At 52.3% G+C, this 24,364-nt stretch carries 19 protein-coding genes, 1 rRNA gene, 1 pseudogene and 1 riboswitch; of the genes and pseudogenes, 5 read left to right on the forward strand and 16 right to left on the reverse strand.

From position 1 onward, the window contains the following. The 10 genes from KQI79_RS14630 to KQI79_RS14675 form a co-directional block, all read right to left on the reverse strand. A 16S ribosomal RNA gene (locus KQI79_RS14630) occupies window positions 1–122 on the reverse strand; the annotation flags it as partial. A 531-nt stretch (window positions 123–653) separates the two neighbouring features. Further along, window positions 654–2,036 (reverse strand): NCS2 family permease, encoded by a 1,383-nt coding sequence (locus KQI79_RS14635; protein WP_216539000.1) that lies wholly within the window; start codon window positions 2,034–2,036, stop codon window positions 654–656. Window positions 2,037–2,213: 177 nt separating this feature from the next. Next, window positions 2,214–2,313: riboswitch (purine riboswitch) on the reverse strand. A 157-nt stretch (window positions 2,314–2,470) separates the two neighbouring features. Then, complete coding sequence (guaA, locus tag KQI79_RS14640) at window positions 2,471–4,009, reverse strand: glutamine-hydrolyzing GMP synthase (protein WP_216539001.1); 1,539 nt, start codon at window positions 4,007–4,009, stop codon at window positions 2,471–2,473. Between the two features lie 156 nt (window positions 4,010–4,165). Next, entirely contained in the window at window positions 4,166–6,619 is a 2,454-nt protein-coding gene (locus tag KQI79_RS14645) for a transglutaminase TgpA family protein (protein ID WP_216539002.1), read from the reverse strand. Further along, a complete protein-coding gene (locus tag KQI79_RS14650; RefSeq protein WP_216539003.1) occupies window positions 6,606–7,847 on the reverse strand; it encodes a DUF58 domain-containing protein in 1,242 nt (413 codons plus the stop codon). Before KQI79_RS14650 ends, KQI79_RS14645 begins: the two co-directional genes overlap by 14 nt. After that, a complete protein-coding gene (locus KQI79_RS14655; protein WP_216539004.1) occupies window positions 7,844–8,836 on the reverse strand; it encodes an AAA family ATPase in 993 nt (330 codons plus the stop codon). Before KQI79_RS14655 ends, KQI79_RS14650 begins: the two co-directional genes overlap by 4 nt. A 424-nt stretch (window positions 8,837–9,260) precedes the next feature. Beyond that, the gene (gene cydC / locus KQI79_RS14660; protein ID WP_216539005.1) at window positions 9,261–11,021 is read right to left on the reverse strand and encodes a thiol reductant ABC exporter subunit CydC; all 1,761 of its coding nucleotides are present in this window, start codon (window positions 11,019–11,021) and stop codon (window positions 9,261–9,263) included. Then, window positions 11,018–12,757: a thiol reductant ABC exporter subunit CydD gene (gene cydD / locus KQI79_RS14665; protein ID WP_216539006.1), complete on the reverse strand. Its 1,740-nt coding sequence runs from the start codon at window positions 12,755–12,757 to the stop codon at window positions 11,018–11,020. Before cydD ends, cydC begins: the two co-directional genes overlap by 4 nt. Continuing rightward, entirely contained in the window at window positions 12,757–13,773 is a 1,017-nt protein-coding gene (gene cydB / locus KQI79_RS14670) for a cytochrome d ubiquinol oxidase subunit II (protein WP_216539007.1), read from the reverse strand. The genes cydD and cydB overlap by 1 nt, the downstream gene beginning before the upstream one ends. Then, entirely contained in the window at window positions 13,757–15,163 is a 1,407-nt protein-coding gene (locus KQI79_RS14675) for a cytochrome ubiquinol oxidase subunit I (protein ID WP_216539008.1), read from the reverse strand. Before KQI79_RS14675 ends, cydB begins: the two co-directional genes overlap by 17 nt. Window positions 15,164–15,366: 203 nt before the next feature. Here KQI79_RS14675 and KQI79_RS28005 point away from each other — a divergent pair, with 203 nt between their 5' ends. Together KQI79_RS28005 and KQI79_RS28465 are read left to right on the forward strand one after the other, a co-directional pair. Beyond that, a complete protein-coding gene (locus tag KQI79_RS28005) occupies window positions 15,367–15,501 on the forward strand; it encodes a hypothetical protein (protein ID WP_301287924.1) in 135 nt (44 codons plus the stop codon). 19 nt (window positions 15,502–15,520) lie between these two features. Continuing rightward, window positions 15,521–15,666 (forward strand): annotated as a pseudogene (locus KQI79_RS28465) (IS4 family transposase); the annotation flags it as partial. 11 nt (window positions 15,667–15,677) lie between these two features. Here KQI79_RS28465 and KQI79_RS14680 read toward each other — a convergent pair. Continuing rightward, window positions 15,678–16,877: a polysaccharide deacetylase family protein gene (locus KQI79_RS14680; protein ID WP_216539009.1), complete on the reverse strand. Its 1,200-nt coding sequence runs from the start codon at window positions 16,875–16,877 to the stop codon at window positions 15,678–15,680. A 113-nt stretch (window positions 16,878–16,990) separates the two neighbouring features. On the opposite strand from KQI79_RS14680, the gene KQI79_RS14685 reads away from it, so the two are divergent. Then, a complete protein-coding gene (locus tag KQI79_RS14685; RefSeq protein WP_216539010.1) occupies window positions 16,991–17,629 on the forward strand; it encodes a DedA family protein in 639 nt (212 codons plus the stop codon). Window positions 17,630–17,700: 71 nt separating this feature from the next. After that, complete coding sequence (locus KQI79_RS14690) at window positions 17,701–18,273, forward strand: hypothetical protein (RefSeq protein WP_216539011.1); 573 nt, start codon at window positions 17,701–17,703, stop codon at window positions 18,271–18,273. 442 nt (window positions 18,274–18,715) lie between these two features. Here the strand turns inward: KQI79_RS14690 and bcp (KQI79_RS14695) are convergent, their stop codons facing one another. The 5 genes from bcp (KQI79_RS14695) to KQI79_RS14715 all read right to left on the reverse strand — a co-directional run bounded on the left by bcp (KQI79_RS14695) (window position 18,716) and on the right by KQI79_RS14715 (window position 22,673). Continuing rightward, window positions 18,716–19,177, reverse strand: coding sequence for a thioredoxin-dependent thiol peroxidase (gene bcp, locus KQI79_RS14695; protein ID WP_216539012.1), 462 nt, complete (start codon window positions 19,175–19,177; stop codon window positions 18,716–18,718). A gap of 327 nt (window positions 19,178–19,504) precedes the next feature. Then, on the reverse strand, window positions 19,505–19,981 hold the full coding sequence (gene bcp / locus KQI79_RS14700; RefSeq protein ID WP_216539013.1) for a thioredoxin-dependent thiol peroxidase: 477 nt from the start codon (window positions 19,979–19,981) through the stop codon (window positions 19,505–19,507). 41 nt (window positions 19,982–20,022) lie between these two features. Further along, entirely contained in the window at window positions 20,023–20,808 is a 786-nt protein-coding gene (locus tag KQI79_RS14705; protein WP_216539014.1) for an ABC transporter permease, read from the reverse strand. 4 nt (window positions 20,809–20,812) lie between these two features. After that, window positions 20,813–21,607 carry an ABC transporter permease gene (locus KQI79_RS14710; RefSeq protein WP_216539015.1) on the reverse strand — a complete coding sequence of 265 codons (795 nt, stop codon included), beginning with the start codon at window positions 21,605–21,607 and terminating at the stop codon, window positions 20,813–20,815. Continuing rightward, complete coding sequence (locus tag KQI79_RS14715; protein ID WP_216539016.1) at window positions 21,600–22,673, reverse strand: ABC transporter ATP-binding protein; 1,074 nt, start codon at window positions 22,671–22,673, stop codon at window positions 21,600–21,602. Before KQI79_RS14715 ends, KQI79_RS14710 begins: the two co-directional genes overlap by 8 nt. 130 nt (window positions 22,674–22,803) lie before the next feature. Here KQI79_RS14715 and KQI79_RS14720 point away from each other — a divergent pair, with 130 nt between their 5' ends. Then, a complete protein-coding gene (locus KQI79_RS14720; RefSeq protein ID WP_216539017.1) occupies window positions 22,804–23,889 on the forward strand; it encodes an LCP family protein in 1,086 nt (361 codons plus the stop codon). The last annotated feature ends 475 nt before the right edge of the window (window positions 23,890–24,364 follow it).

Consider the following 24,364-nt stretch of genomic DNA (forward strand, 5'->3'; position numbering starts at 1 on the left):
TTACTCACCCGTCCGCCGCTAAGTTCGCTTCGTAGCAAGCTACAAAACGAACTCCGCTCGACTTGCATGTATTAGGCACGCCGCCAGCGTTCGTCCTGAGCCAGGATCAAACTCTCCATTAAAACGATTATTCTCTTGGCCCGGAACGGGATGTTGAGATATAATCTGGTCGGTTCCATCGGCAGAACCGATAAAACCGAATACGAAAGAGCCGAATAGCTCAAAATTTCGTTGCTGACGAGAACTTGTCGTTCTCAATTTATTGTTGCTTAATTCGCTCGTTGTTCAGTTTTCAAAGAACAAATGACTTTCGCAATCCATGTCGTTTTTGGCGACAGGTATATAATATATCACACTCGCACGCTTTATGCAAGCGTAGCATTTTTCCATTTCGCTGTCTCTCGTTTTAAGCGACAACTCTTATATCATAGCACATCTAAACTAGTAGTGCAAGATATTTTTTTATATTGTTACTTCCATTAAGTAAACAACTTACCTTGCTCTTAAGCAGGCATCGACTACTATACTCTCTTATTCGGAAATAATCAACTTGTAATTAATGGGAAACGATGACACACGGAAACAACACGACACACTTATAAATTGAAAAAGGAGCGCATACCGGCAACGATATGCACTCCTTATATTCGCAATTATTCTCCGCCCATTAAAATATATCGAGCCAAGACGATAACGGCCAAAATCCACATCAGCCAATGAACTTTATGTTCGCTTTTGCCGCTCAGGCGTCCGACCGTAGCGAGAATCACATAAGTAACGATCCCGAACGAAATACCGTTGGCGATCGAGCCTGTCAACGGCATCAGCACGATCGTTAAGAAAGAAGGAATCGCGATAATCATATTGGAGAAATCGATCTCGCGAACCGATTGCACCATCAACACGCCGACAATGATCAGCGCCGCATTCGTCGCCGCGCCCGGAATCAACCAAGCGATCGGCGCCAAGAACAAGGCTAGAAGGAACAACACGCCTGTCGTAACCGACGTTAGACCGGTGCGTCCGCCTTGCGCAATACCCGACGAGCTTTCCACGAAAGCCGTTACCGTCGACGTACCTACGAGCGCGCCGCCGCTAACGCCGATCGCGTCGACCAGCATCGCCTTACCGACTTTCTTGGTGCCTTTCTCTTTATCCTTCATGATGCCGGCACGGTTCGCCGTACCGATCAACGTTCCGAACGTGTCGAACAATTCCACGAACGTAAACGTTAGAATGACCGTAATAAGTCCCGCATGTAATACGCCTTTAAAATCGAAATCGGCGAAACGCAGCTGAGAGAAATCCGGAATCCATGTCGTTTCCGGGGAGCTTAGGCTGGAGAAATCGACAATCCCTACGAAAAAGCCGAAAATCGTCGTACCCAAAATGCCGAACAATATCGCGCCGCGCAATCCGATGACCATCAATACGCCGATCAGCACTAGGCCGAAAATGGTCGTTTGCACGTTCGGATCGCTCAAGCTTCCAAGCTGAAATACCGTTTCAAACGAAAGCAGCGGTACGTGACCGTTAGCCGCGTAATCTTGTTTCGCTTCGAGCGCGATCGACATCAGGCCCGAATTTTTGATTCCCAGAAATCCGATAAATAATCCGATCCCGACCGTAATCGCATGCTTCATACCGTCCGGAACGGCGACAATCATCATTTGCCGCACTTTCGTTACCGTCAGCAATATAAAAATAATACCCGAGATAAATACGGCCGTTAAAGCCATCTCAAATGTAAACGTTCCGTTCGAACTAATAATAACCGTAGCAAAATAAGCGTTAAGACCCATCCCCGGCGCCAGCGCCACAGGAAAGTTGACAAGCAAGCCCATCAGAATCGTCATGACCCCTGCCGCGATGGCGGTAGCCAAAAATACCGACGTCCAATCCCCGCCGGGCGCGCCCGACAGAATGTTCGGATTCACGGCCAAAATGTAAGCCATCGCCATGAACGTCGTGATTCCTGCCATAATCTCCGTTCTGACATTTGTCCCATGTTCCTTTAACTTAAAGAAACGATCCATTGTTTAGAACTCCTCCTAAAAGTTTTGTGAGCGGCATCCTTAGCATGCGCAGCGCCGCCTGCACCTCGATTGAATGGGAACAACAAAAAAAGAACCCGGGCCGCTTATCTCCTAGGTTCCGCACAAGAAAGAAAAACATGCCTTTCGCGAGCGCATTGCATAAAAGACGCAGAAAAGGCAATATTTCTTCTTTTTCGTAGCCAGATCATTACGGTGACCTCGTAGAGACTCTCAGGCCAATTCCTGAGATTATACGAAAAGCATTTGTTATTCACTTATCACTCAATTTCATTCTAAAAAGACGGGCGATTCTTGTCAATAAAAAAACGAATAATTGTCGAATATAATTCTCAGAATGTTCGGATTCACAGTCTAATGATCCATAAAAAAGCACCCGGAATCGCCCCATGTTGCAGGGTTCCGGGTGCCTGTCGTTATTCCCACTCAATCGTCGCAGGCGGTTTCGACGTAATGTCGTAAACGACGCGATTGACGTTGTCGACTTCATTTACGATACGCACTGAAATTTTCTCGAGCACATCCCATGGAATGCGCGCCCAATCGGCGGTCATACCGTCGATCGACGTAACGGCGCGGATGCCGACGGTATAAGAATATGTGCGCACATCGCCCATTACGCCGACGCTCTTCATGTTCGGCAAGGCGGTGAAATATTGCCAGATTTCCTGATCCAATCCGGCGTTCGCGATCTCTTCGCGCAAAATCGCATCCGAATCGCGCACAATTTGCAGCTTGTCCTCCGTTACTTCGCCCAATACGCGAATCGCAAGTCCCGGTCCCGGGAACGGCTGGCGCCAAACGATCGCACGCGGCAAGCCGAGCTCTTCGCCTACCTTGCGCACTTCGTCTTTAAACAAGGCGCTCAGCGGTTCGACCAGCTTGAATTCCATATCTTCCGGCAGTCCGCCGACGTTATGATGCGACTTGATCGTATGAGCCGTTGCCGTGCCGCTCTCAACGATATCGGTATACAACGTCCCTTGCGCCAAGAAGTCGAATTTGCCCAATTTTTTCGATTCGTCGTCGAAACAGTATATAAATTCGTTGCCGATAATTTTCCGTTTTTGTTCCGGATCGGATACGCCCGCCAATTTGGACAGGAAGCGATCGCGCGCATCGATTTTGACGACTTTCATGTCGAATTTGCCGACGAACGTGTCCATGACGCCCTCGGCTTCCCCTTTGCGCAGCAAGCCGTGATCGATGAACATGCAAGTCAATTGGTCGCCGATCGCTCTATGGACGAGCATGGCCACTACGGAAGAATCGACGCCGCCGCTTAACGCGCACAGCACTTTGCTGTCGCCGACCTGTTCGCGAATCTCGCGTATGGTATCCTCGATGAACGTTTCCATGCTCCAGTTGCCCGCACAACCGCAAATTTCGTACAGGAAATTGCGGATCATTTCATTGCCTTTGACGGAATGGCGCACTTCGGGATGGAACTGCACCGCGTACAGTTTTTTCTCCCGATGGCTCATGGCCGCAACAGGCGCATGTTCCGTACTGGCGTCGATTTGAAATCCGGACGGCGGATCCACGACGAGATCGCTATGGCTCATCCATACGGTTTGCTTGCCTTCCAGCCCGCGCGCGAGATGGCAGTCGGCGGTGAATTCCACCTCCGCTTTTCCGTATTCGCGTTTATTCGCCCGTTCGACTTTGCCCTGCAATTGGTGGGACATCAACTGCATCCCGTAACAAATGCCGAGAATCGGCACGCCCAAATCGTATACGGCCGGATCGACATGCGGCGCATTCTCTTCATATACGCTGGAAGGGCCTCCGGAGAATACGATCCCTTTCGGCGCAAGCTCGCGAATGCGTTCCACCGGCGTATTGTACGGCAACAGCTCGCTATATACCCCTAAATCCCGAATCCTTCTTGCGATGAGTTGGTTATATTGTCCCCCGAAATCGAGAACAACGATGATTTCATTTGGCTTGTTCATTATCCGTGCGCCTCCCTCAATTCATGAAGTTAATTATACGAAACGACAAAACCCAACGTCAAGGCAAGTTCGGTCCGACCGGTCGCCGCCGCGCGCGGCCAATCTTTTCCGTCTATTATTCGACAAAACGGAAGATGCGATACTTGGGAAAGCATATCACTGAATATCGTTCAAATTTTGCTGAATTAATTCGGTTTGTTTACGTCTTGATGCCGACGTACGGCGCGGAACATCCAGGAGGCGCCGTCTTGTCGCACGATCGCAGCCCGCGAAATCGAAAGCGATTTTTTCCATATCGTAAACGAGCCGCACCAATCGTCCCTTCTCGCGTTCATCTTCGAGCGTTAGACGCTCCACGTATTCGCGCATCGTCATATGAGGGCCCTTATCTCCGTATTGCCGGGCCATCCGGGCCCAGATGAGCAGCGCGACTCGGCGCAATCGATTCGGATCTCCTCCGGTTCGGCCATACTGCCGCATTGCCCATTTCAACTGCCAATCGATTCGATAATGCGACATGACAAACCAGACGATTCCGACGGTTAGAATGACCGCAAGGACAATCGCCGCAATCGGTCCGCTTGCCCGTACGCCGCCGTCCCATATCGGTCGCGACCATTCGGCCGCTTGGAGCAACGAGGCGTATCCCGTTGACGCCAGGCTGCGAATCCATTCCGCGCTCCGCCAATGCGATCCGTCTTGCGCAGCGGAAACTGTCCGGTTCGGCGCCGAGACGACGGACGGAGCCGAAGCGGTTACGGCGCCGGAAGGCTCGCCGGCTTGAACGCCGAATCCCGGCGTCGGTTCGAACGGAAGCCAGCCGACTCCATCGAAATATACTTCTACCCAAGCATGCGCGTCCCGGGCGCGAACGGTATATAAGTTAGCGTTGTCCCCGCTTCGTTCGCCCGGCGCAAACCCTTTAACCCAACGGGCCGGAATCCCTTGCGTCCGCAGCATGACGACCATTGCGGTCGAGAAGTGGTTGCAATACCCCCGTTGTTGCTCGAACAAAAAATGGTCGACAAAGTCAGCCCCTTTGGGCGGCACTTTCGTGTCGTTCATCGAATATTCGTAATGTTCCCGCAAATATCGCTCGATCGCTTCGACTTGCTCGATTCTGCTCGCTCCCGCCTCGGCTGTAATTCGTTCCGCAAGCTCCGCTACCCTCGCCGGCAGTTCCGGCGGCAACTGCAAATACGTCTCGCGAATCTCGCTCGGATCGTCTCCGTCCATCAAACGAAGCCGATCGGCCGGAACGTTCGGCATACGTACTTCCAGCTCGTATTGCAACAAATCGCCCGTTCTTGCATTGGCGGGCATTCGTGCCGTTATCGCAGCAGCGTCGATTTGAACCAAGTCCGGAATGTCGGCGGATGGATTCGCATATTGCAGCCGCTTGATCCGCTCGATCGTACCTCCGGCAAGCAAAGGCATGCCGCTCTTGGCCGCCTCATCCGACAGCGTCACCTTTTGGGAAATCGTATCTCCCTGCCGCTCGCTGTCAGCAAGCCGTTCGCCGAATATCGTTCCGCGCCAATCGGTACCTGTCCAATGGGTTCGCGGCTGCGACCAGCCGCGTCCGTTATAGACGCTTTTGCTTTCGCCGCGCCAGTACGCGGGTACCGGCGATTCCGCCGTAAACAGCACCGTATCGACCGGTGCGATACGCGCCCCAAGTTCGCTGTCGTCCTTGCTGTATCCTGTCGCGCCTACGGATGAACCGGGAGAGGCCGCCCATTCTCTCGCTCCCAGCCATTCGGCCGCCTGAGAACCAAACGTCCGGCTTACCCAATCTCCGAAGCTCGCTTTCTCGACTTGCCACGAAACCGGGTGAATCCCGGAATTGGCCTGCGACGCTGCCGACAGACCGATTCCTACGAATAATGCGATGACGGCAAAACTGCCGGCGATCCAGGAGACGGGCCATCCATTGCCTTGCCCCAGCGAGTACGGTGTCGTTCCCCGCGTGAAAGCTCCCATCCCGGATACTGCTTCGCCGTGCCGGAAGGATCGTTCGGCAAACGCCGCGACCGGCATTTGTTCCAATTTCACGTAACGCAGCAGCGCAAGCAGAGACAACCCGATTGCCGCCGTGCGCACGAGCCCGTTATTCGTGTCCAATCCGAGCCACCATTGCAGCGCCACCAAATAAACGGCCGTTGCCGCGACAAAGAACAATCCCCGTTGCCTCGAGAGCGCTAACGATTGCACGGAAGAGGCCACCATCGCCCAACCGATCAATAGGAGTAATGTCCGCCCTTCCGAGCTTATGCGTTCCATCCGGAACGAAACGATCAATCGCCGCCCATCCTGTATCAACGTATCCGCGATCTGGATCAACCCTTGCGGCCACGACGCCATATCTCTGTGAAAAAACAGCAGAAGCATCGCCACACATACTGCGCTATGCAGCAGCAATGCCGAATACCAGCGAAGAGGCAGCAATCCGATGATCAAGAAGCTAGCGATCGCGATAAAAATCGGCTTCACTTCATATAATTCGGTCGCCTCAACCATCCGGTACAACGGATACAGCCATTCCGCGAACAATAAAAACAACAGAAGCGACAGCAAAGCGTTTCTTGCGAACCGGCTAGGCGCTGACATCGCTCATCCCGCCTCTCGCCTGCATACTTGCATACGCTTCGGTTACCACCCGAACTTTCACGCCAAGCTCCAACAGCTTCCCGGCCCATTCGTGATGCCGGAGCCAATCGTCGCGATCCGCCTGTTCCTTCCGTTCTCCTGCGATCCAGAACAGTTCCGGCTGAAGGCCTTTCCGCAGCATGCTTTGGACCGCGATGCAGGTCGTCTCGTACATATGCGAAGTAACGATCGCAATGTTCGCGCCTCTCCGGTTCAACTCGCATTCCCGCTCCAACAAGCCGGCAACATGGCCGCGGCCGTCCGCCTCCACTTCCGCCAAACAATTCAACGTTTCGGGAGCAAGCTCGCCCCTTACGTTGCGCAGCGTATATTGTCCCCGATGATGGCATACGAAACTGTATTGGGCGCCGGCGGCCGACAATTGGTGCAGCAATGTCGCCGCACACGATACCGCCGTTTCGAAACGCCGGCGTTCCAAGCCACCATCCTCGGACGCGTCAAGCACGACGCACACGGTTTCCGCCGTTTCTGTTTCCGGCAAACGAGTTTGCCAACGCTGGAGTTTGGCGGAATTTTTCCAATGGATTTGTTTCCACGGATCCCCGGGCACATAGTCCCGAATTAGCGCGCCATAGCCTTGCGGTTCCGCGTTCGGCTTGACCGAGGCGAAACGAACCTGATCTGTCTGCGTCCCGCCCGACTGTTGCCGGACTAACGGAAGCAGCGAAGGGTAAACGATCATCTGTCCGCCGGTTTCGACCGTTCTTTTTTTCGTAACGAATCCGAATACATCTCCCGTTTCCAATTCAAGCTTCCCGAATCGATACAGCCCCCTGTCAATCCCATGGATCCGGTAACTCATTGTGATTTGCGATTGAAACCATGGAAACAAGACGGTGCGAAATTGTCCGCCGAATTGTTCCCTCGCGCCGTTCCCGCTCGACCAGCGATCCGTTACAGCCAGCCAAAGAACCGGTATCCATGAAAGCCCGAACGCGACGTTCAACGTTACGGCGACATCGTCGCCGGATCGATAGCTTTCCCGATCGAACATACGCTCGATCCGCACCCGTCTCAGCGCAATGCCTTGAATAAAGGCCCCGCTAACAATGACGCAGCAAACGATGAAAAACAAAAACCATTCCGCCGTCCCGCCTCGCCAAGCGGCTGCCGCGAAGCATAGACCCAATACGCCCAAGCCAACCGCCCATTTGCCGATCCGTCTCATCGCTGCCTCGCACCCGCTTCGCCGCGAAACATCGGAACAGGGAGCGTATTCATCAATTGGCGCACGATCTCCTCGGAGCGCTTGCCCGCCATTCTCGCTTGCGGCTTCAGTACCAGGCGATGCGCCAGCACCGGGACGGCCATGGCCTTCACATCGTCAGGCACGACATAAGTGCGTCCGCGTGCGTAAGCTTGCGCTTGCGCGACCCGCATCCAAGCCAGCGAAGCGCGCGGACTGGCGCCGAGCGCCAAATCGGGATGGGTTCGCGTCGTCTGGGCGGCCGCGACGATATACTGCTTGATCGCTTCGTCCACATGCACCGAACGCACTTCACGCTGCATGCGCGCAAGCTCGTCCGCCAGCAGCACCGGCTTAATCGTTTCGAGCGGATGCTGTTCCTGCAAACGGGTCAATATTTCCGTTTCCTGCTCCGCGCTCGGGTAACCGAGCGAAATTCGCAGCATAAACCGGTCGAGCTGCGCCTCAGGCAAACGATACGTCCCTTCGAAATCGAACGGATTTTGCGTAGCGAGCAGCACGAACGGCTCCGGCAACGGCCGCGTTACTCCGTCCACCGTCACGCGCCGTTCCTCCATCGCTTCAAGCAGCGCCGATTGCGTCCGCGCCGTCGCCCGGTTGATTTCGTCGGCCAACACCAGATTGGCCATAATCGGGCCTTGGCGAAATTCAAATTCAAGCGTTTGCGGATTATACACCGACACCCCGGTAATATCGGTCGGCATCACGTCGGACGTAAACTGGATCCGTTGAAACGTACAGCCCATCGTTTGCGCCAGCGCGCGGGCCAGCATCGTTTTGCCGACTCCCGGCACGTCTTCAATGAGCACATGGCCGCCGCACAGCATGGCCACGACCGTCTGCACGATGTTCTCTCTTTTTCCTACTATGACTCTTTCAACGCGCGATACCGCTCTTTCAATCAATTCAATAGGCCGTTCGTAAAATGATAACGAAGTTTGAGAAATCATATAGCGAAACCTCCATTCCCATCACAAGAAATGTTTGATAGATGAATCTATCATTATAGTTTCGCCAGAAACCGAGAGATTTAGAACAATTCACACTAAAAAAGCGTTCTAGAGAAAATATCAGTGATTATGTTGCTCCTTATAACATTTTAAGCGTGAGGAGAGGAAGCAGCAGACGCTCGCGGAAACATCCGACAGACCGACCGATTCCACCGAGCAACGTAGCCGACAACCTATCGAGCCGAGCGATTGGCGGGGCAGACAAATCCTCGGCTCATCACTTTCGCCGATGCAGCTGTTTAAGACCAAACAGCCGTTTACGATCGATGCATCGGCTTACCGGTCAAATCCAATATTCGAGATCGATGCGTTATGTTAACGAATCAAACCAGCCGATCCGGATCGATGTCATCCGCTTAGCCGATCAAACCGGGCGATCAAGATGGTACAGGTTTCGATAACGCGGATACCGCTCCATAAGTTCGGCATGCGTTCCTCTCATTTCAATCTTGCCGTCCTCGACAAAAATGACTTCATCCATTCGCTCCGCCCCGACCAGATGATGGGTAATCCAGATCAGCGACTTGCCTTCAATTGTCTCAAAAATGGTGGCGAGCAGCTCTTTTTCCGTACGCGGGTCGAGTCCGACCGTCGGCTCGTCCAAAATGACGACGGGCGTATCCTGCAATAGCACACGAGCCAACGCAATCCGCTGCCGTTCGCCGCCGGAGAAGCGCTGCCCCGTTTCTTGCATCGGCGTCCGGTAACCGTCCGGCAACGATTCAATCAGCGCATCCAGCCGGACTTGCTTCGCCACCCGGCGAATATCTTCGTCCGAAGCGTCCCCTTTGCCGAGCCGGATATTATTCGCGACCGTCGTATCGAACAGGTGCGGACTTTGGTTCAACACGCTAATCACGCGCGGAATATACTCGCCATAGGCGACCGCATTGACGCCGTTAATTGTAACGGAACCTTGCTCGGGAACGACAGCTCCCTGAATCAGACGCAGAAGGGTCGATTTGCCGGCGCCGCTGCGGCCGATTACCGCGATCTTCTTGCCCTGCGGCAGTTCCAAGGACAGATCGTCGACGGTCCATGGCCCCCCGGCATCATACCGGTAGCGCACCCGATCCAACCGAATATGCGCGAACTCGGACGCCAACCGGACCGCTTCCTCTGCCGCCGCCGGCTGGCCGGCAATTTGCCGCTCCTCAGCCCCAGCCGTCGACCTCGCATCGCTTATATTCGCCAGCCGCTGCAGCGATTCTTGATATTGCGGAATTCTCTCGATCGCCTCCGAAACGGGCAGGAAAGCGTCCATGACCGGGAACACGACGAGAGTGAACGCGGCAATCAGCGTTGCCGCGATCTCCCCTTCGGCGTATCGCCCTCCCGCCCAATATACGACAGAAAGCACAGCGATGCCGACCACACATTGGGAGATAAGGAATCTCCATCTGGCGAAGCTTTTCAAAGCGCCGTCGATCGCCATCACCTCGGCTTCATCCCTCTCGTACGATTGAACGAACTGCGAAGAACGGCCGCTAATGACCCAGTCGCTCATGCCAAGCACGGCATCGGTCAGCTTCCGATAAAGACCGTTTCTGCCTCTATTCATCTGACGCTGCTTCGCTTGTGTAACCCATAGCGAAATAATCGGCATCATAAAAACGAGAACAGAAACGTACAGCGCCATCAGAAGCGCAAACGCCCAATCGAACCAACCTAAAGCGGCAATCACGATTACATACGAAACGACAGCCACAACGCTCGGAAACACGGTGCGCAAGTATACGTTTTGCAAATGTTCGATATCGTCGGCCAACACACCCAGAATATCGCCCGTACGAAAGCGCGAGCGAACGAACAGCGCCTGCGGCTCCAAAATACGGTACAACCGCACGCGCATCTTGGAAAGAATACGCAGCACCGCATCGTGACCCACAAGCCGCTCGATGTAATGCACAGCCGCCCGGCCGATCCCGAACGTTCGCACCAGGACGATCGGCACATAGACCATTAAAATATTTTCCGGACGCATCGCGGATTTGGAAATCAGATAGCCGGAAGTGAACATCAGCGAACCGGCGCACAGAACGGTCAGCACGCCCAGTGCCGCTATGACCGCAAAGCGTCCGTAATGAGTCCTTATATAAGGGCGAAGCCATTCATCCCGTTTCACTCGATTCCCTCCCGTTGCGACGCAATCATGTCGTAATAGATGCCTTTATGCGCAAGCAACTGCTCATGCGTGCCGGTCTCCGCCACCTTCCCCTTGTCCAACACGATAATCCAATCCATGTCGCGCATCCAGTGCAAGCGGTGGGTAGCCAGGAAAACCAGTTTATTCTCGAACAAAGACAGCATCGTTTCCTTCAACTCGTACTCCGTTTCTATGTCCAGGTGAGCGGTCGGCTCATCCAGCAGAATGATCGGACGGTCGCTCAAGAAAGCGCGAGCGAGCGCGACCCGCTGTTCTTGGCCGCCGCTCAGCCGGCGTCCGCCGCTGCCGATCGTTTCATCGACGCCGCGCGGTAAATTGCCGACCAATGCGGACAAGCCGGCGGCGTCGAGCGCCCGCTTCACCGCTTCGTCCGGCGCATCGGGAGAGTAGAAACGGATATTATCCTTCAACGAACAGCTAAAAATGTAAGGATGCTGCGGGATATAAGTCGTTTGTTTCCGCCACTCCTCAGCGGTTAACGCCTCCATCGCTTGTCCGTTCAATACGAATTCACCGGACGTCGGGTGCAGGAAGCCGGCCAACACATCGATCAATGTCGACTTGCCGGCGCCGCTTTCTCCGATGATCCCAATTTTCTGCCGACCGTTAATGTCAAACGATACGTCTTGCAGAGAAGCCGTACCCTCTTGCTCATGGCAAACCGAAACGCCGGACAGCACAAGCGAGCTTTCCTTTGTCCGGACAAAGGACGGCGGCAACGCCGACAAAGGCGCAATAGGCGCCGACGGAGCGGCGTCCCGGTCGATGACGGCACGGATCGCTTTCCCGGCCTCTTTGCCGTTTAACGTAGCGTGATAATCCGCTCCCACCATACGGACGGGCAGGAAGTATTCCGGCGCCAAAATAAGCACGGTCAATCCCGTAACCAGTTCCATGTTGCCGTTTACTAAACGAAGACCCAAACTAACGGCTACCGAAGCGACGGAAAGCATCGTGAAGAAATCGAGCGAGAAGGAAGACAGGAAGGCGACGCGAAGCGTGCGCATAGTCGCCGAACGGTACTTGTCGCTCACTCGGCCGATCGTGCCGCTATGTGCGCGGCTCCGTCCGAGAAACTTCAGCGTTTCCAATCCGCGCAGCGAATCGACGAAATGATTCGATAGCACTCGGTAGGATTCCCACTGCCGATCCATCTGCTTGCGCGCGGCCAGACCGACCAGAATGAGAAAGGCGATGAGGATCGGCATCGTCACGACGAGAATGACGCCCGAAGCGACGTCTAGCGTAAAGATATAAATCACCAGGAGGATCGGCGTAATCGCCGTTCCGAGCATGCGAGGGAGAAACAATTCCAAATACGTGCGGAACTGGGATATGCCTTCGAGCACAAGCGTCACCAAATTCCCGGTTCCCTCCGATTTGGCGAATCTCGGCCCCAATTCGAATAGCTTATTCATCATTTGCTTGCGCAAACCGGTACCTGTCGCTTCCGCGAAGCGGTACGCCACTTTCTGTTGAATCAAGGCCGAGATTTGACGGACGAGAAATGCAAACAGGAACAGCACCATTTTGCCGGTTTGTTCCTGTAGGGGTTCTCCGGCAAAAAGGGCGGAAATGACTTCCGCCAACCACTTCGCCAGAAATATAATGGAAACGCTCTGTACCAGGGCAATCAAGGCTAATATCGCCAGAACCTGCTTTACCCCTTTGTATCCAAGCAAATTTTTATCCATTAGTATTCAAGATGTCCCTTCTCATGTACACGTTTATGGAAAACAAAATAACTCCAAATTTGATAACCCAAGACGAAAGGAAGCAAAGTTAAGGCCACAATGGTCATGACTTTAAGCGAATAAGCACCCGACGCCGCATTGTGTATCGTCAAGTTGAACGCGCTGTCGATCGAACTGATCATGACCCGCGGGAACAAACCGACGAACACGGAGGCGACGGCCAACGCGATGACGGTGCCCGTCATGGCGAAAGCCCAACCGTCTCTTTTCTTGGAGTTGAACGCTCCCGCCATAATATAGGCCGCCACGCCGCAGACGGCAATGACAACCAGAATGGCTCCCCGTACTTTAAACACATCCGTCATAAAGTAAGTCATTGCCCCGAACACGACAAGCAAAGCGGCAAGCGGAATCAACAACCGTCTGGCCATGCTGCGCGCGCGTTCTTGCAAGCTTCCGACCGTACGCAGCGTCGTGAACATCAATCCGTGCACCAGGCACAGCAGCGCAACGGCAATGCCGCCGACGAGCGTATAGAGATTGACCATATCGAACAGCCCGGCTTTCATCTCCATCTGCCGGTCGATTGGCAAGCCTTTGAGCAATCCGGCAAATACGACGCCGAACAGGAACGGCGGCAGCAAGCTGCCAAGGAATATAACGATATCCCACGTCTTCTTCCAACGTTCGTTCTCCACTTTGCCCCTGAATTCAAAGGCCACCCCGCGGCCGATCAAGGCAAGCAGCACGACGACAAGCGGAGCGTAGAAGCCGCTGAACAACGTAGCGTACCAGTGCGGGAAGGCCGCGAACATCGCACCGCCCGCCGTCAGCAGCCAAACTTCGTTGGCATCCCAGAACGGACCGATCGAATTAATCAATACGCGGCGTTCTCCGTCGGTTTTCGCGAGCAGTCTCGTTGACATCCCAACGCCGAAATCAAATCCTTCCAGGAAGAAAAAGCCGATAAACAATACCGCGACAAGTATGAACCAAAGCTCATTTAGAGAAAGCATGGTTTACCTCCCCATCGAACGGATCGATAGAATGCGCTTCGTTCTTATCCACCGCATTCGGACCCTTCTTGATGACACGTACAAACAAGGATATCATTACGATTAATAAAATCGTATAAATTGTGGAAAACGACAGTAACGAGAATAGAACTTCTCCGGAAGTGACGCTAGGCGAAATGCTGTCCTCCGTGCGCATGAGCCCGAAGACGGTCCAAGGTTGTCGACCGATCTCGGTCATAATCCAACCGGATGCATTGGCGATATGCGGCAGGAAAATGCCGAAGACCATAAGTCTCATAAACCACTTGTTGGGCCTGTCCAGTTTTTTCTTCATCGCCAAATATAAACCGTACATGCCGAGCAATATCATAAGCGATCCGGCCGCCACCATTATGCGGAAACTCCAAAATGTCGTCCGTACCGGAGGAATATAGTTGCCCTGTCCGTACGTTTGCTCGTATTCCGCTTGCAGCTCCTTCATGCCGCGCACCTCTCCCGAGAACTTACTATAAGACAAGAAGCTGAGCAGGTAAGGGATTTTGAGTTCCATCTTATTCTCTTGCTTATCCGGATCGATGGCCGCAATGACGGTCCAAGGGGCCGGGTCTTCGCTATTGTCCCACAAGCTTTCGGCCGCCGCCATCTTCATCGGTTGCGTATGAACCAAATATTGCGCTTGTTGGTGTCCGTAAATAGCGACTAAGAAAGAGGATATTAAAGCGACAATAACGCCGAGTTTAAACGATTTTTTGAAAAATTCGACATCTTGCTTTTTCAAAATCTTCCAAGCGCTAACCCCCGTGATCAGGAATGCGCCTGTCGCAAATGCGCCAAAGACCGTATGCGGAAACTCGACAAGCACTTGACCGTTCGTAATTAACGCGAAAAAGTCGTTCATTTCCGCTCGGCCGTTATTGACCGCAAAACCGACCGGTCTTTGCATAAACGAGTTCGCCACCAAGATCCAGAAAGCGGATATGGTCGTTCCGGCGGCTACGAGCCAAATGCAGGCCAAATGAACCTTCTTGGACAAACGGTCCCAACCGAAGATCCACAACCCGATAAAGGTCGATTCCATAAAGAAGGCCAACAAAGCCTCGATCGCCAGCGGCGCGCCGAACACGTCCCCGACGAACCGGGAATAGTCGGACCAGTTCATGCCGAACTGAAATTCCTGGATAATCCCCGTCACAACCCCTACGGCAAAGTTTATTAAAAATAGCTTTCCCCAAAACTTCGCCATTTTCTTATATTCTTCTTTGCCTTTGACGACATACATCGTTTCCATTATCGCGATAAGCAGCGCCAACCCGATTGACAATGGCACGAAGAAGAAGTGAAAAATCGTCGTCGACGCGAACTGGATGCGTGACAGTATAACCGTATCCATTGGTTTATTCTTCCACCTTTCTCTCGTTGTTTCTGTCAAACATTATGTCAGATAGATCAATATGGGATTGTGATATTTATCACGTTTTAAAATACCGCGGTGACTAAAATCCGAACTTTCCGTTAAACGTCACACAATCGTAATGGATTAAGCAAAAATGATTGCCGATCGCATTCAAAAAGTCGAGATTTCATCAGCGAGCGGTGAAGCAACGAGCGACGGAGTGGGGATTCGAGCGGCCGAGCGGCGGCAAGACGCCGAGCGGCAAGCGCGGACGGCTTCATAATGAAGCCGTCCGCAAAAAGCTCATTATTAAAAGCAGTAGAAACAACCTTTGAAAATTACAAGAAATATTGCCAACTAATCATTGAAATCCTTGAAGACCTCATTAAGAAAGCGAGTAAGAAAATCACAACACTTATTAAAATGCAACTCAACAATGGATTGCCGGTTTACCCGGTTACATCAAGGCTTATCTACCGAATTTAAGCTGCGAAAGTTGAGTTATTAACGGTCATTTCAAAACGACTTCCCGCTTCGTTTCCGTCAATGTATAGTCCGCGACTTGCCGGTTCATCATTTCCGCCAAATTCCGCACCGAAATATACGTCGTTCCGTCCGTCAGCCACATGGATGATTGGAAGCTTCGCGGCTCCTTGCGCGGCTCGGATACCGTCACTTTTCCCGAAGCCGACTCCAGCACGATGCTCGATCCGCCGAGCCTGATTTCCGCTTTTTTGGACTCCGGGCTCCAGCGTACCGTTCCGCCGAACCGTTCTACGGCCGCCCTCAGTTGTACGTAATAGCTTCGTTCAAACTGTTTGTATTCGTTATTTTGCAACGAGACCGTATCTTTCCCGTTAATAATATGGAGCGGCAATTCCGGCTGCTTCTGGGTCGATGTCAGCACGGCGGCGTTGGCGGAGACGTGTTCCTTCAGCCAAGCTTCGGAAGGCTGCGTGCGGTTCCATTTGATTTTCGAAGCGACGCCGAACTGAATTGGCTTCACGTCGGGCGTGAGCGGCGCAAATTGATATCCTTTGTCCTTGTAATAACGGATAATGTCCGGCAAGGCCTTCACCGTTTCCTCATGTCCGCCGCCGTCATGCATCAGGACGATGACATCCCCTTTGATGTTTTCGGCTTTGGCGCCCTTCTTGATCTCGGATGCGGGTACGTTTCTGCGTTTCGAGTCGCCGCTGTCGACGTTCCAGTCGTAGACGAGGTAACCGCCTTGCTCCAAGTAGGAGAAATAGCCTTCGTCAAAATTGGTGTACGTCCCTCCCGGCGCGCGAATCATCGACGGCCTGATGCCCGCGATCGAATCGAGAATGTCTTCCGTCTTTTTTATTTGCCGCCAAAACTCGCGAAAATCGGAATAAAGCTGTTTGTAGTTATGATTATACGTATGGTTACCGATGCTGTGTCCCTCGTTAACGATACGTGTAATAAGCTCAGGCCGCGCTTCGGCTTGCTCGCCAAGCACGAAAAAGGTCGCCAAAACATTTTCCTTGGCCAAAATATCGAGCACCGTTGAAGTGTTTTTGCTCGGTCCGTCGTCAAAAGTTAAATAAACGGTCGGCTGATCCTCTTGCTGCTGCTCGGCGGATCCTGCATAAGAAACGGGAACGAACGATCCGAATCCCGCTCCTGACAAAAGCGCAAAACAAAAAATAAAATAAATCCATTTTGGAAGAACGAAACGAAGCGCCATATTTTGCTACCTCCAATTTTCTCTATGAAATGTTATTTGCTAGAGTATATGGAGGAGCATGAAAGACTATGACTAAGGAAATATAATATTAGAAATAGATTTTGGGTGGGGAGATGGATTTCTTGCATCATATTGAGCAATTGTTTCACGATTACGGGTATTATGTGCTTTTTTTCGGATTGCTGTTGGAATTTATCGCCCTCCCCTTCCCGGGAGAAACGACGATGGCATATGCGGGGTATTTGTCCTACGAAGGGCATCTGCTGTGGCCGGCGCTCATGGCAGTCGCATTTATAGGAACGACGATCGGCATGACCATTACGTATTATGTCGGCTATAAGTTGGGGATGCCGTTTATCCGGCGTTATGGCAAGTGGGTGCTGCTAAGTCCGGCCAAAATGGAGAAAACGGAAAAATGGTTCGAAAAATACGGGAACAGCCTTATTTTCATCGGTTATTTTATTCCGGGCATCCGCCATTTCACCGGCTATTTCTCCGGCATTATCCGTCTTCCGTTCCGCAAATTCGCGATGTACGCTTATTCGGGGGCGTTATTTTGGGTCATTATTTTCATTTCAATCGGCAAGCTGTTCGGACCGCATTGGGCGGTTGCTTTTCAAGTATTCGAGAAATATGCGATGAAAACGATCGTTGCCGCGTGCATTCTTCTCGCAGTCTATTTGATTTTTCGTTTTCGGAAGCCGATAATGAAGCTGTGGAATAAACGGATAGGCAATCGGAAACAAAACTAGCAACTTGGAGTCGTCCGTCCTTCATAGGCAATTTCCCTTCATCGGACTCACTCCGGAAAGGAATGATAGAAATGCGAACATTAGTTAGATTTTTTGGCAAATTGTTGGCCTTTATGATTAGTATCATCATCATTATCGCCATTGCGGCATACTTCTATATTCGCCCGACCGAGGCTGTCGGCTGGCCGCAGCAAATCGAAGTCTCCCTCATGGACCGCGTGAAAGGAATGGTTCAAGACCGGGCGCCGGTCTTGCATCTGAAGGAGGAAGAGATCAATTCGTTGGCGGCTGCCTATATGCAGGAGACGGAGCCGTACCGCTCTTACATCGGCGAAGGCAAAATAACCGGATTGCGCATGCGTCTGGATCAGGATACGATAGAAGCTTCCGTCAAGATCGAACCGGTCTTGATGGTGCAGGCCGTAGCCAAGGTTACGTATCGGTTGGAATGGCATGAAGACGAGCAGTTGATCCGCGCGGTTCCGGAATTGACGAAAATTAAAGATCTTACCGTTCCGCAAGACTGGTTCGCGTTGAAGCCGATCGAAATTCCGCTCGCGTCGGAGCTTCCCGCTTGGGTCAAGGTGAAAAGCGTAGATTTCGGCGCCGACGGTTGGAAGTTCACGCTTGGATTGAATTTATAAGGTACGAGAAAACCGCTGGGGCAGTTAGCTCCAGCGGTTTGTTTAGCTCCAAATCGTACCGTTAATTTGTACGTTTGCCTCGATTAAAACCTCATGAACGGTAAAAACTACCGTTAATTTCCCGCAGATCGGCATTTTCACCGAGCTTGCCGGAAATTAGCTCCACGAAATACCGTTAGCCTGATCCTTCCACTCAATTAGGACAAATTAACGGTAGCATTTCCCGCTAATGGATAACGAGTCTGCCTTCGATCCCGGAAAAAACGTCTACCGCTCTGCCCTCGGAAGCCGAATCGCCCGCATGGAGCGTCCGGCAACGGCCCGCCCACCGCCGGTCGTGCGGCCGCATGTATGGAGCGTCCGGCAACGATCCGGCAGCCGCCTGTCCGCCGGTCCTCCCGCCGCCGGCCGCACGGACGTATCGCCCCCGATTTTCGGCGCGTTATTTCGCGGCTTCCAGCACCATCTTCGTATGTCCTTCCACCTGCACGTCGCGCCATTCCTTCAGCAGCTTGCCTTGCTCGTCGATGAGAAAGGTAGATCTCTCTACGCCTTCGGAGCCGTCTTTCGCCCGCCATACGCCGAACATGTCGCAAACTTCGTGATTCGTGTCCGCCAGAAGCAGAAACGGCAAATTGTACGTTTCGATAAATTTCTCATGAGACGGCAAGTCGTCCGGGCTGATGCCCAGCACAACGGTATTGCTGTTCGTAAACTCTTCATGCGCGTCGCGGAAATCTCCCGCTTCGATCGTACAACCCGGCGTCATGTCTTTCGGATAAAAATAGACAACGACTTTCTTCCCGCGATAATCGCTTAACGCCACCGTCTTGCCGTTCGACGCCGGCAGCCGGAAATCGGGGACCGGCTGTCCCACCGCTACTTGCGCTTGCGCCTGTGCCATCTTCCATCGACTCCTCTACTTGGATTTTGATCGAGAAAACCTACAAAGCACCGAGAAGGTTGCGAGAACCCTTGGCCCATGCTTCCGAAGCGAGTTTTGCTACGAAAAACTTTCAGGAGGAGCGGAGTGTAGGCAAAACCTACATGAGCACCTGAAATGTTTCCGGAGGAAACATCCTTCGTAAGCATACGCTCTTCGAGGGTGAACGCAAGATTCGATGTCGAATCTGCACCGAGACTTGCATCGTGATCAAAAGGGGACTTTTTGAACAACCTCTACAATGTATTGTTATCCTTGGGCTTAGTAATATATTCGTTTAGCGTAAAGTTAATCCTCCCCAAGCTCTCCGACCGCTTCAAGCACCCGTTCGATATGGCCCTTCACTCGAATGTTGCGCCATTCCTGCGCCAGCTTCCCTTCCTCGTCAATGAGAAAGGTGGAGCGAACGACGCCCATGTACTCGCGGCCGAACATTTTTTTCCGCTGCCACACGCCGAACAGTTCGCATACGCGATGATCCGTATCCGACAGCAGCAAAAAAGGAAGCTCGTATTTGCCGATAAATTTCCGATGCTTCTCGATGTCGTCGGGGCTGATGCCGAGGACGACCGCATCGTGCCGCGCGAATTCCCCGTTGAAATCGCGGAAATCGCAAGACTCCTGCGTACAAGTCGGCGTCATGTCCTGCGGATAAAAGTAAAGGACGACCTTCTTGCCGCGGTAATCGCTTAGCGCTACCTCTTCTCCGTTCGAAGCCGGAAGCTTGAAATCGGGGATCCGTTCTCCGATTTGCACTTGTGACATCGTAACCACTCCTTATGCTTAGTCGATCCCTATTAATGCTATTATGATCCTGCGCCGCGGTAACGCCGCACGCCGATATTCCATGCCGTTAAGCCGAGCGCCAGGAACAAGACTCCCATCGCCGGCGTAAGCAGCGCGAACGATTTCGTCACTTCCCGGTCGAGGAAAAACGCGGCGGGATAAACGCCGACAAACGCAAACGGCAAAATCCACGTCAAAACGATCTGGATGACCCGGTTATAGATCGTAATCGGATAGCGCCCGTAAGATTGAATGTTAAACATGAGCGGCAATATGCCCGTCGGCGCGTCCGAGAAAAATGAAATCGCCGTCAGTCCCGTATTAATGCCCATATAGATCATGACGGAACCGATGACCATGACGAGCAGCACCAGCGGGTCGTACCAATGGAACGGCAAGCCGAGTTGAGCCCAGCACACGCCCATAATGCCCAAGCCGACAAAAGAGCCGATAATGGCCGGGGGATCGATATTTTCCAGAAAAATTTGAAACAAGTTGTAGGCGGGACGGGTTAAAATGCGGTCCATCTCGCCTTTCGTAATATATCGTTCCGAGAACGCCCATAAGTTGACGAAACAGCTGAACACGCCGTAAGGCACCATAAAATAACCGTAAACGAACACAACTTCCAGCTCCGTCCAGCCTCCGAGCGTATCGGTATGCATGAAGACGACAAAGATGAAAATCAGATTCGTCGCTTGGAACAGAAGATCGGAAATGACTTCCACCCAGAAGTCGGCGCGGTAGGTAAGCCTTGTTTTCATGTAATTTTTCATGTATTCCCATACGAGTCCGATATAAAACATGACTTCAACCTCCCTGCACAAACAAACGCTTCCGCGCCCGGCGCCAAATCCAAATAATCGGCAAGATCAACACCGCGAACCAAACGAGCTGAATGCCGATGACGCTCCAAATGTCCGTCCCTTGCACTCTTCCGGTAAAAACCGAGCTTGGCAAATAAGTGATCGCCTGAAACGGCAAAAATTTCATGATCGCTTCCAGCCAGCCGGGAAAGAGCGAGATCGGCACGATGACGCCAGAGAACAAGTCGACCAGGACGCGCTTCATCCGCATCATCCCTTCGTTGTTCTCCACGAAGAACGCGAGCAAGCCGGTAAAAATGTTGATTTGCGAATTAATTAGAAAGCTGAGCAATAACATAAACATAAACGAAGTCCATGCCGTAACGTCGGTGGGCAAACGTACCGGAAAGAGCAGGCAAGCGATGATCATGCCAGGCACCATAAACAACAGCAGCCGGAACAATCCTTCGCCGAGCCCTTGCATCATTTTCACCAAAATATAATTGTACGGACGAATGAACTGAATCGCCACGCTGCCGTCGCGAATATCATTCGCGATTTCCCGGTCCAAATTGTTGAAATAGAATGCGCGCGCCATCCAGGAGACGGCGACATAGGTCGTCATCTGGTCGGCCGTGAAGCCGCCGAGCTGCCCTTGCCCGCCGTAAATCGCTTGCCATGTAAAGTAGTAAACGCCGATGTTCAATGTATAAATTAAAATGCCGGTATAATAGTTCACGCGATAAGCAAGCATCATTAAAAATCGAATTCGAATAAAATCGAGATAAGCGCTAAACATGGGCGACGCTTCCTTCCTTTTCTTCCGTTTGCGATAATGTCTCTCCGTTTGCGTTGGAATCGCCCGCATCGGCGTTGCCCGATTTGTATATTTCACGTACGATATCGTCCGTGTTCGTCTCGACGATTTTCAGATCCCGAATGTCCGCCGTGCCAACGATCCGGCTAAGCACATCGGAAACGTTCACGTGCAGCGGAATCCATATTTTCGCAACATACTCATTCTCGGCAGACCAGGCGACCTCATAGCCTTGCGTAAGCTTCTGCAATTGTTCCAGGCGGAACGGAGCGGCGAATTGGAAATGAACCTCTCTTCCTTTGCCCCATTTCGCCTTTAATTGCTCCAAGCCTCCGTCGTAAATTATGTTCCCGTCATCGAGCATGATAACGCGCGAACAAAGCGCTTCAATATCCTGCAAATCATGCGTCGTGAGCAAAATCGTCGTCTCGTAACGCTGGTTCAACGATTTCAGAAAATCGCGAATTTCCGTTTTGACGACAATATCAAGGCCGATCGTCGGCTCGTCCAGAAATAAAATCGAAGGATTATGCAAGAGCGAAGCGACCAATTCGCAGCGCATCCGCTGGCCGAGGCTCAGCTTCCGCACCGGCCGGGTCAGCAAATCTTGCAGTTGGAGACGTTCCACCAACTCGTCCAGCCTTTGCTTGAACTCCTGTTCGGGAACGCGGTACACTTTGCGCAGCAATTGGAACGATTCGATGACGCCGATGTCCCACCATAGCTGACTGCGCTGGCCGAAGACGACGCCGATGCCGCGCACGAATTTTTCCCGGTCCTGGTACGGAACGTAACCGTTCACGCGAATATGGCCCGAGGTCGGCACAAGAATGCCTGTCAGCATTTTGATCGTCGTCGACTTGCCCGCCCCGTTCTCGCCGATATATCCGCATATTTCCCCGCGCGGAATTTGGAAAGATATGTCGTTAACGGCGGCGACCTCCCTATATTCTCGTTTAAAGAGATCGAGAAGCGCGCCTTTCAATCCTTCTCTGTTCTTTTGCACCTTAAAATTTTTGCGTAGATTTTCGACATCTATTGCAAGCATTCTGCCCCTCCTGCGTGTATGTGATCTGATTCGACAACCTTTATTTGATTGTATGCCGAAAAGAAACTATAATTTAATGATACATGAAAACCATTTTATTGCAAAAGAAAGGAATGGAAGAGAAAATTGTATGAGCAGAAAATCGAAAGTGAAAAAGAAACCTAGCGCGAAAAAGTGGATATGGACATCGGTGATCGCAGTATTCGCAATTATTTTGATTTTAGTCGGTCTTTATACAATTGATATAGTAAACGGTCTTAAAGGAATGAACAAAGCGGACGGGGAATCGATCTTCAAGAACGCCCCGAAACCGGCCGAAGAGGTCGGTCCTCCGAAATGGGAAGGAACGGAACGCGTCAACGTCCTGCTGCTGGGCGGCGATTCGCGCGGCCTGTCCAAAAACGAGGTGCCCCGCTCGGACTCGATGCTCGTCGCATCGGTCGATCCGGTCACGAAAAAAGCGCAATTGTTATCGGTGCTGCGCGATACGTACGTGTCGATTCCCGGCCATGGCAAAGACCGCATTAACGCAGCCCTCGCTTTGGGAGGGCCCGATCTGGCCATGAAGACGGTCAGCGATTTGCTCGGCGTGCCTGTTCAATATTATGTTTACGTCGATTTTAAAGGGTTCATCGCCTTGATCGACGCGATCGGCGGCATCGATTTCGAAGTCGAGAAGAATATGAGATATACGAGCAAAGCGGACAAACACGAATACGATATCAACCTGAAAAAAGGGATGCAGCATTTGGACGGCAACGCCGCGCTGCAATACGTTCGTTTCCGGCATGACGCCATGTCCGATTTCGCGCGGTCGGAGCGGCAGCGGGAATTTTTGAAGGCTGTGGCGGATAAAATGCTGTCCACCTGGTCGATCATTAAACTTCCCGATATTTTGAAGGAAGTCAATCCTTACATCGAGACGAATATGACGCTTGACGACATGTGGAAGCTGGCCGGCGTCGGCTATGACAGCAAGTTCGTCGCGAGCGAGCAAATCCCCCCGATGAATATGATCTCCGACATGAAAGTCGGCGGGGCGTCGGTATTGGCGGTACGGGACGAAGACAAGCTGAAGGAGTATGTGCAAGAGTTGTTTGCGAAAGCGGACGAACCGGCTTCGAATACGGATGCCGAAACGGTCGGCGCTGACGGCGGCGACGGCGGCAATGCGAGCAAAGACAGCGACGGCGGTACGGCGGGAGGCCGGCGCTAGGACGGCTGCAATGCGCCGACCCCGGCAAGATGCGACGGAGCTAGCGCCACGAGCGGCCTCGCGAAAGCGGGACGAAGCTAACGGCGCGATGCGCTTAGGCGACGCTGCACCAGCCATGAAGGAACGATTGTACCTTATTAGCGTTATGTTGGAGTCAATTATTGAGCACTCATCCATTAAATACAGCTGCTAAAGAACGAAGTTACCTTATTAACGAATTCCAATTCGCTAATAAGGTAACTTCATGCCGTATTTGCGCAAATAGTCACTAGCGTTGCATCGAGAAGTTGATAGCTTCGAAAACCCGAATTGGAGTCTGCTTCATCATTCGCCGCCGTTGATGGTACTGGCTTTATTGCGCATTTGGCGCTAACGAAACTGGCAATTCTTATTAGGCTCAAAATGAAGACGTCCCCATTCTAGCGAAAGTACGCATCGTTATTCAGTGGAAATCGGCGGTTTTACCGCCTTTTTC

This window comes from Paenibacillus sp. MSJ-34 (assembly GCF_018918005.1).
Lineage (GTDB): Bacteria > Bacillota > Bacilli > Paenibacillales > Paenibacillaceae > MSJ-34.

Coding starts and splice junctions, on each gene's coding strand:
- KQI79_RS14720 (WP_216539017.1), top strand. CDS start 22,804: ATGAGCAGAAAATCGAAAGTGAAAAAGAAACCTAGCGCGAAAAAGTGG.
- KQI79_RS14655 (WP_216539004.1), bottom strand. CDS start 8,836: ATGATTTCTCAAACTTCGTTATCATTTTACGAACGGCCTATTGAATTG.
- KQI79_RS14650 (WP_216539003.1), bottom strand. CDS start 7,847: ATGAGACGGATCGGCAAATGGGCGGTTGGCTTGGGCGTATTGGGTCTA.
- KQI79_RS14690 (WP_216539011.1), top strand. CDS start 17,701: ATGCGAACATTAGTTAGATTTTTTGGCAAATTGTTGGCCTTTATGATT.
- KQI79_RS14705 (WP_216539014.1), bottom strand. CDS start 20,808: ATGTTTTATATCGGACTCGTATGGGAATACATGAAAAATTACATGAAA.
- KQI79_RS14715 (WP_216539016.1), bottom strand. CDS start 22,673: ATGCTTGCAATAGATGTCGAAAATCTACGCAAAAATTTTAAGGTGCAA.
- KQI79_RS14685 (WP_216539010.1), top strand. CDS start 16,991: ATGGATTTCTTGCATCATATTGAGCAATTGTTTCACGATTACGGGTAT.
- guaA (WP_216539001.1), bottom strand. CDS start 4,009: ATGAACAAGCCAAATGAAATCATCGTTGTTCTCGATTTCGGGGGACAA.
- KQI79_RS14635 (WP_216539000.1), bottom strand. CDS start 2,036: ATGGATCGTTTCTTTAAGTTAAAGGAACATGGGACAAATGTCAGAACG.
- KQI79_RS14645 (WP_216539002.1), bottom strand. CDS start 6,619: ATGTCAGCGCCTAGCCGGTTCGCAAGAAACGCTTTGCTGTCGCTTCTG.
- cydD (WP_216539006.1), bottom strand. CDS start 12,757: ATGGATAAAAATTTGCTTGGATACAAAGGGGTAAAGCAGGTTCTGGCG.
- KQI79_RS14710 (WP_216539015.1), bottom strand. CDS start 21,607: ATGTTTAGCGCTTATCTCGATTTTATTCGAATTCGATTTTTAATGATG.
- KQI79_RS14675 (WP_216539008.1), bottom strand. CDS start 15,163: ATGGATACGGTTATACTGTCACGCATCCAGTTCGCGTCGACGACGATT.
- KQI79_RS14680 (WP_216539009.1), bottom strand. CDS start 16,877: ATGGCGCTTCGTTTCGTTCTTCCAAAATGGATTTATTTTATTTTTTGT.
- bcp (WP_216539013.1), bottom strand. CDS start 19,981: ATGTCACAAGTGCAAATCGGAGAACGGATCCCCGATTTCAAGCTTCCG.
- bcp (WP_216539012.1), bottom strand. CDS start 19,177: ATGGCACAGGCGCAAGCGCAAGTAGCGGTGGGACAGCCGGTCCCCGAT.
- cydB (WP_216539007.1), bottom strand. CDS start 13,773: ATGCTTTCTCTAAATGAGCTTTGGTTCATACTTGTCGCGGTATTGTTT.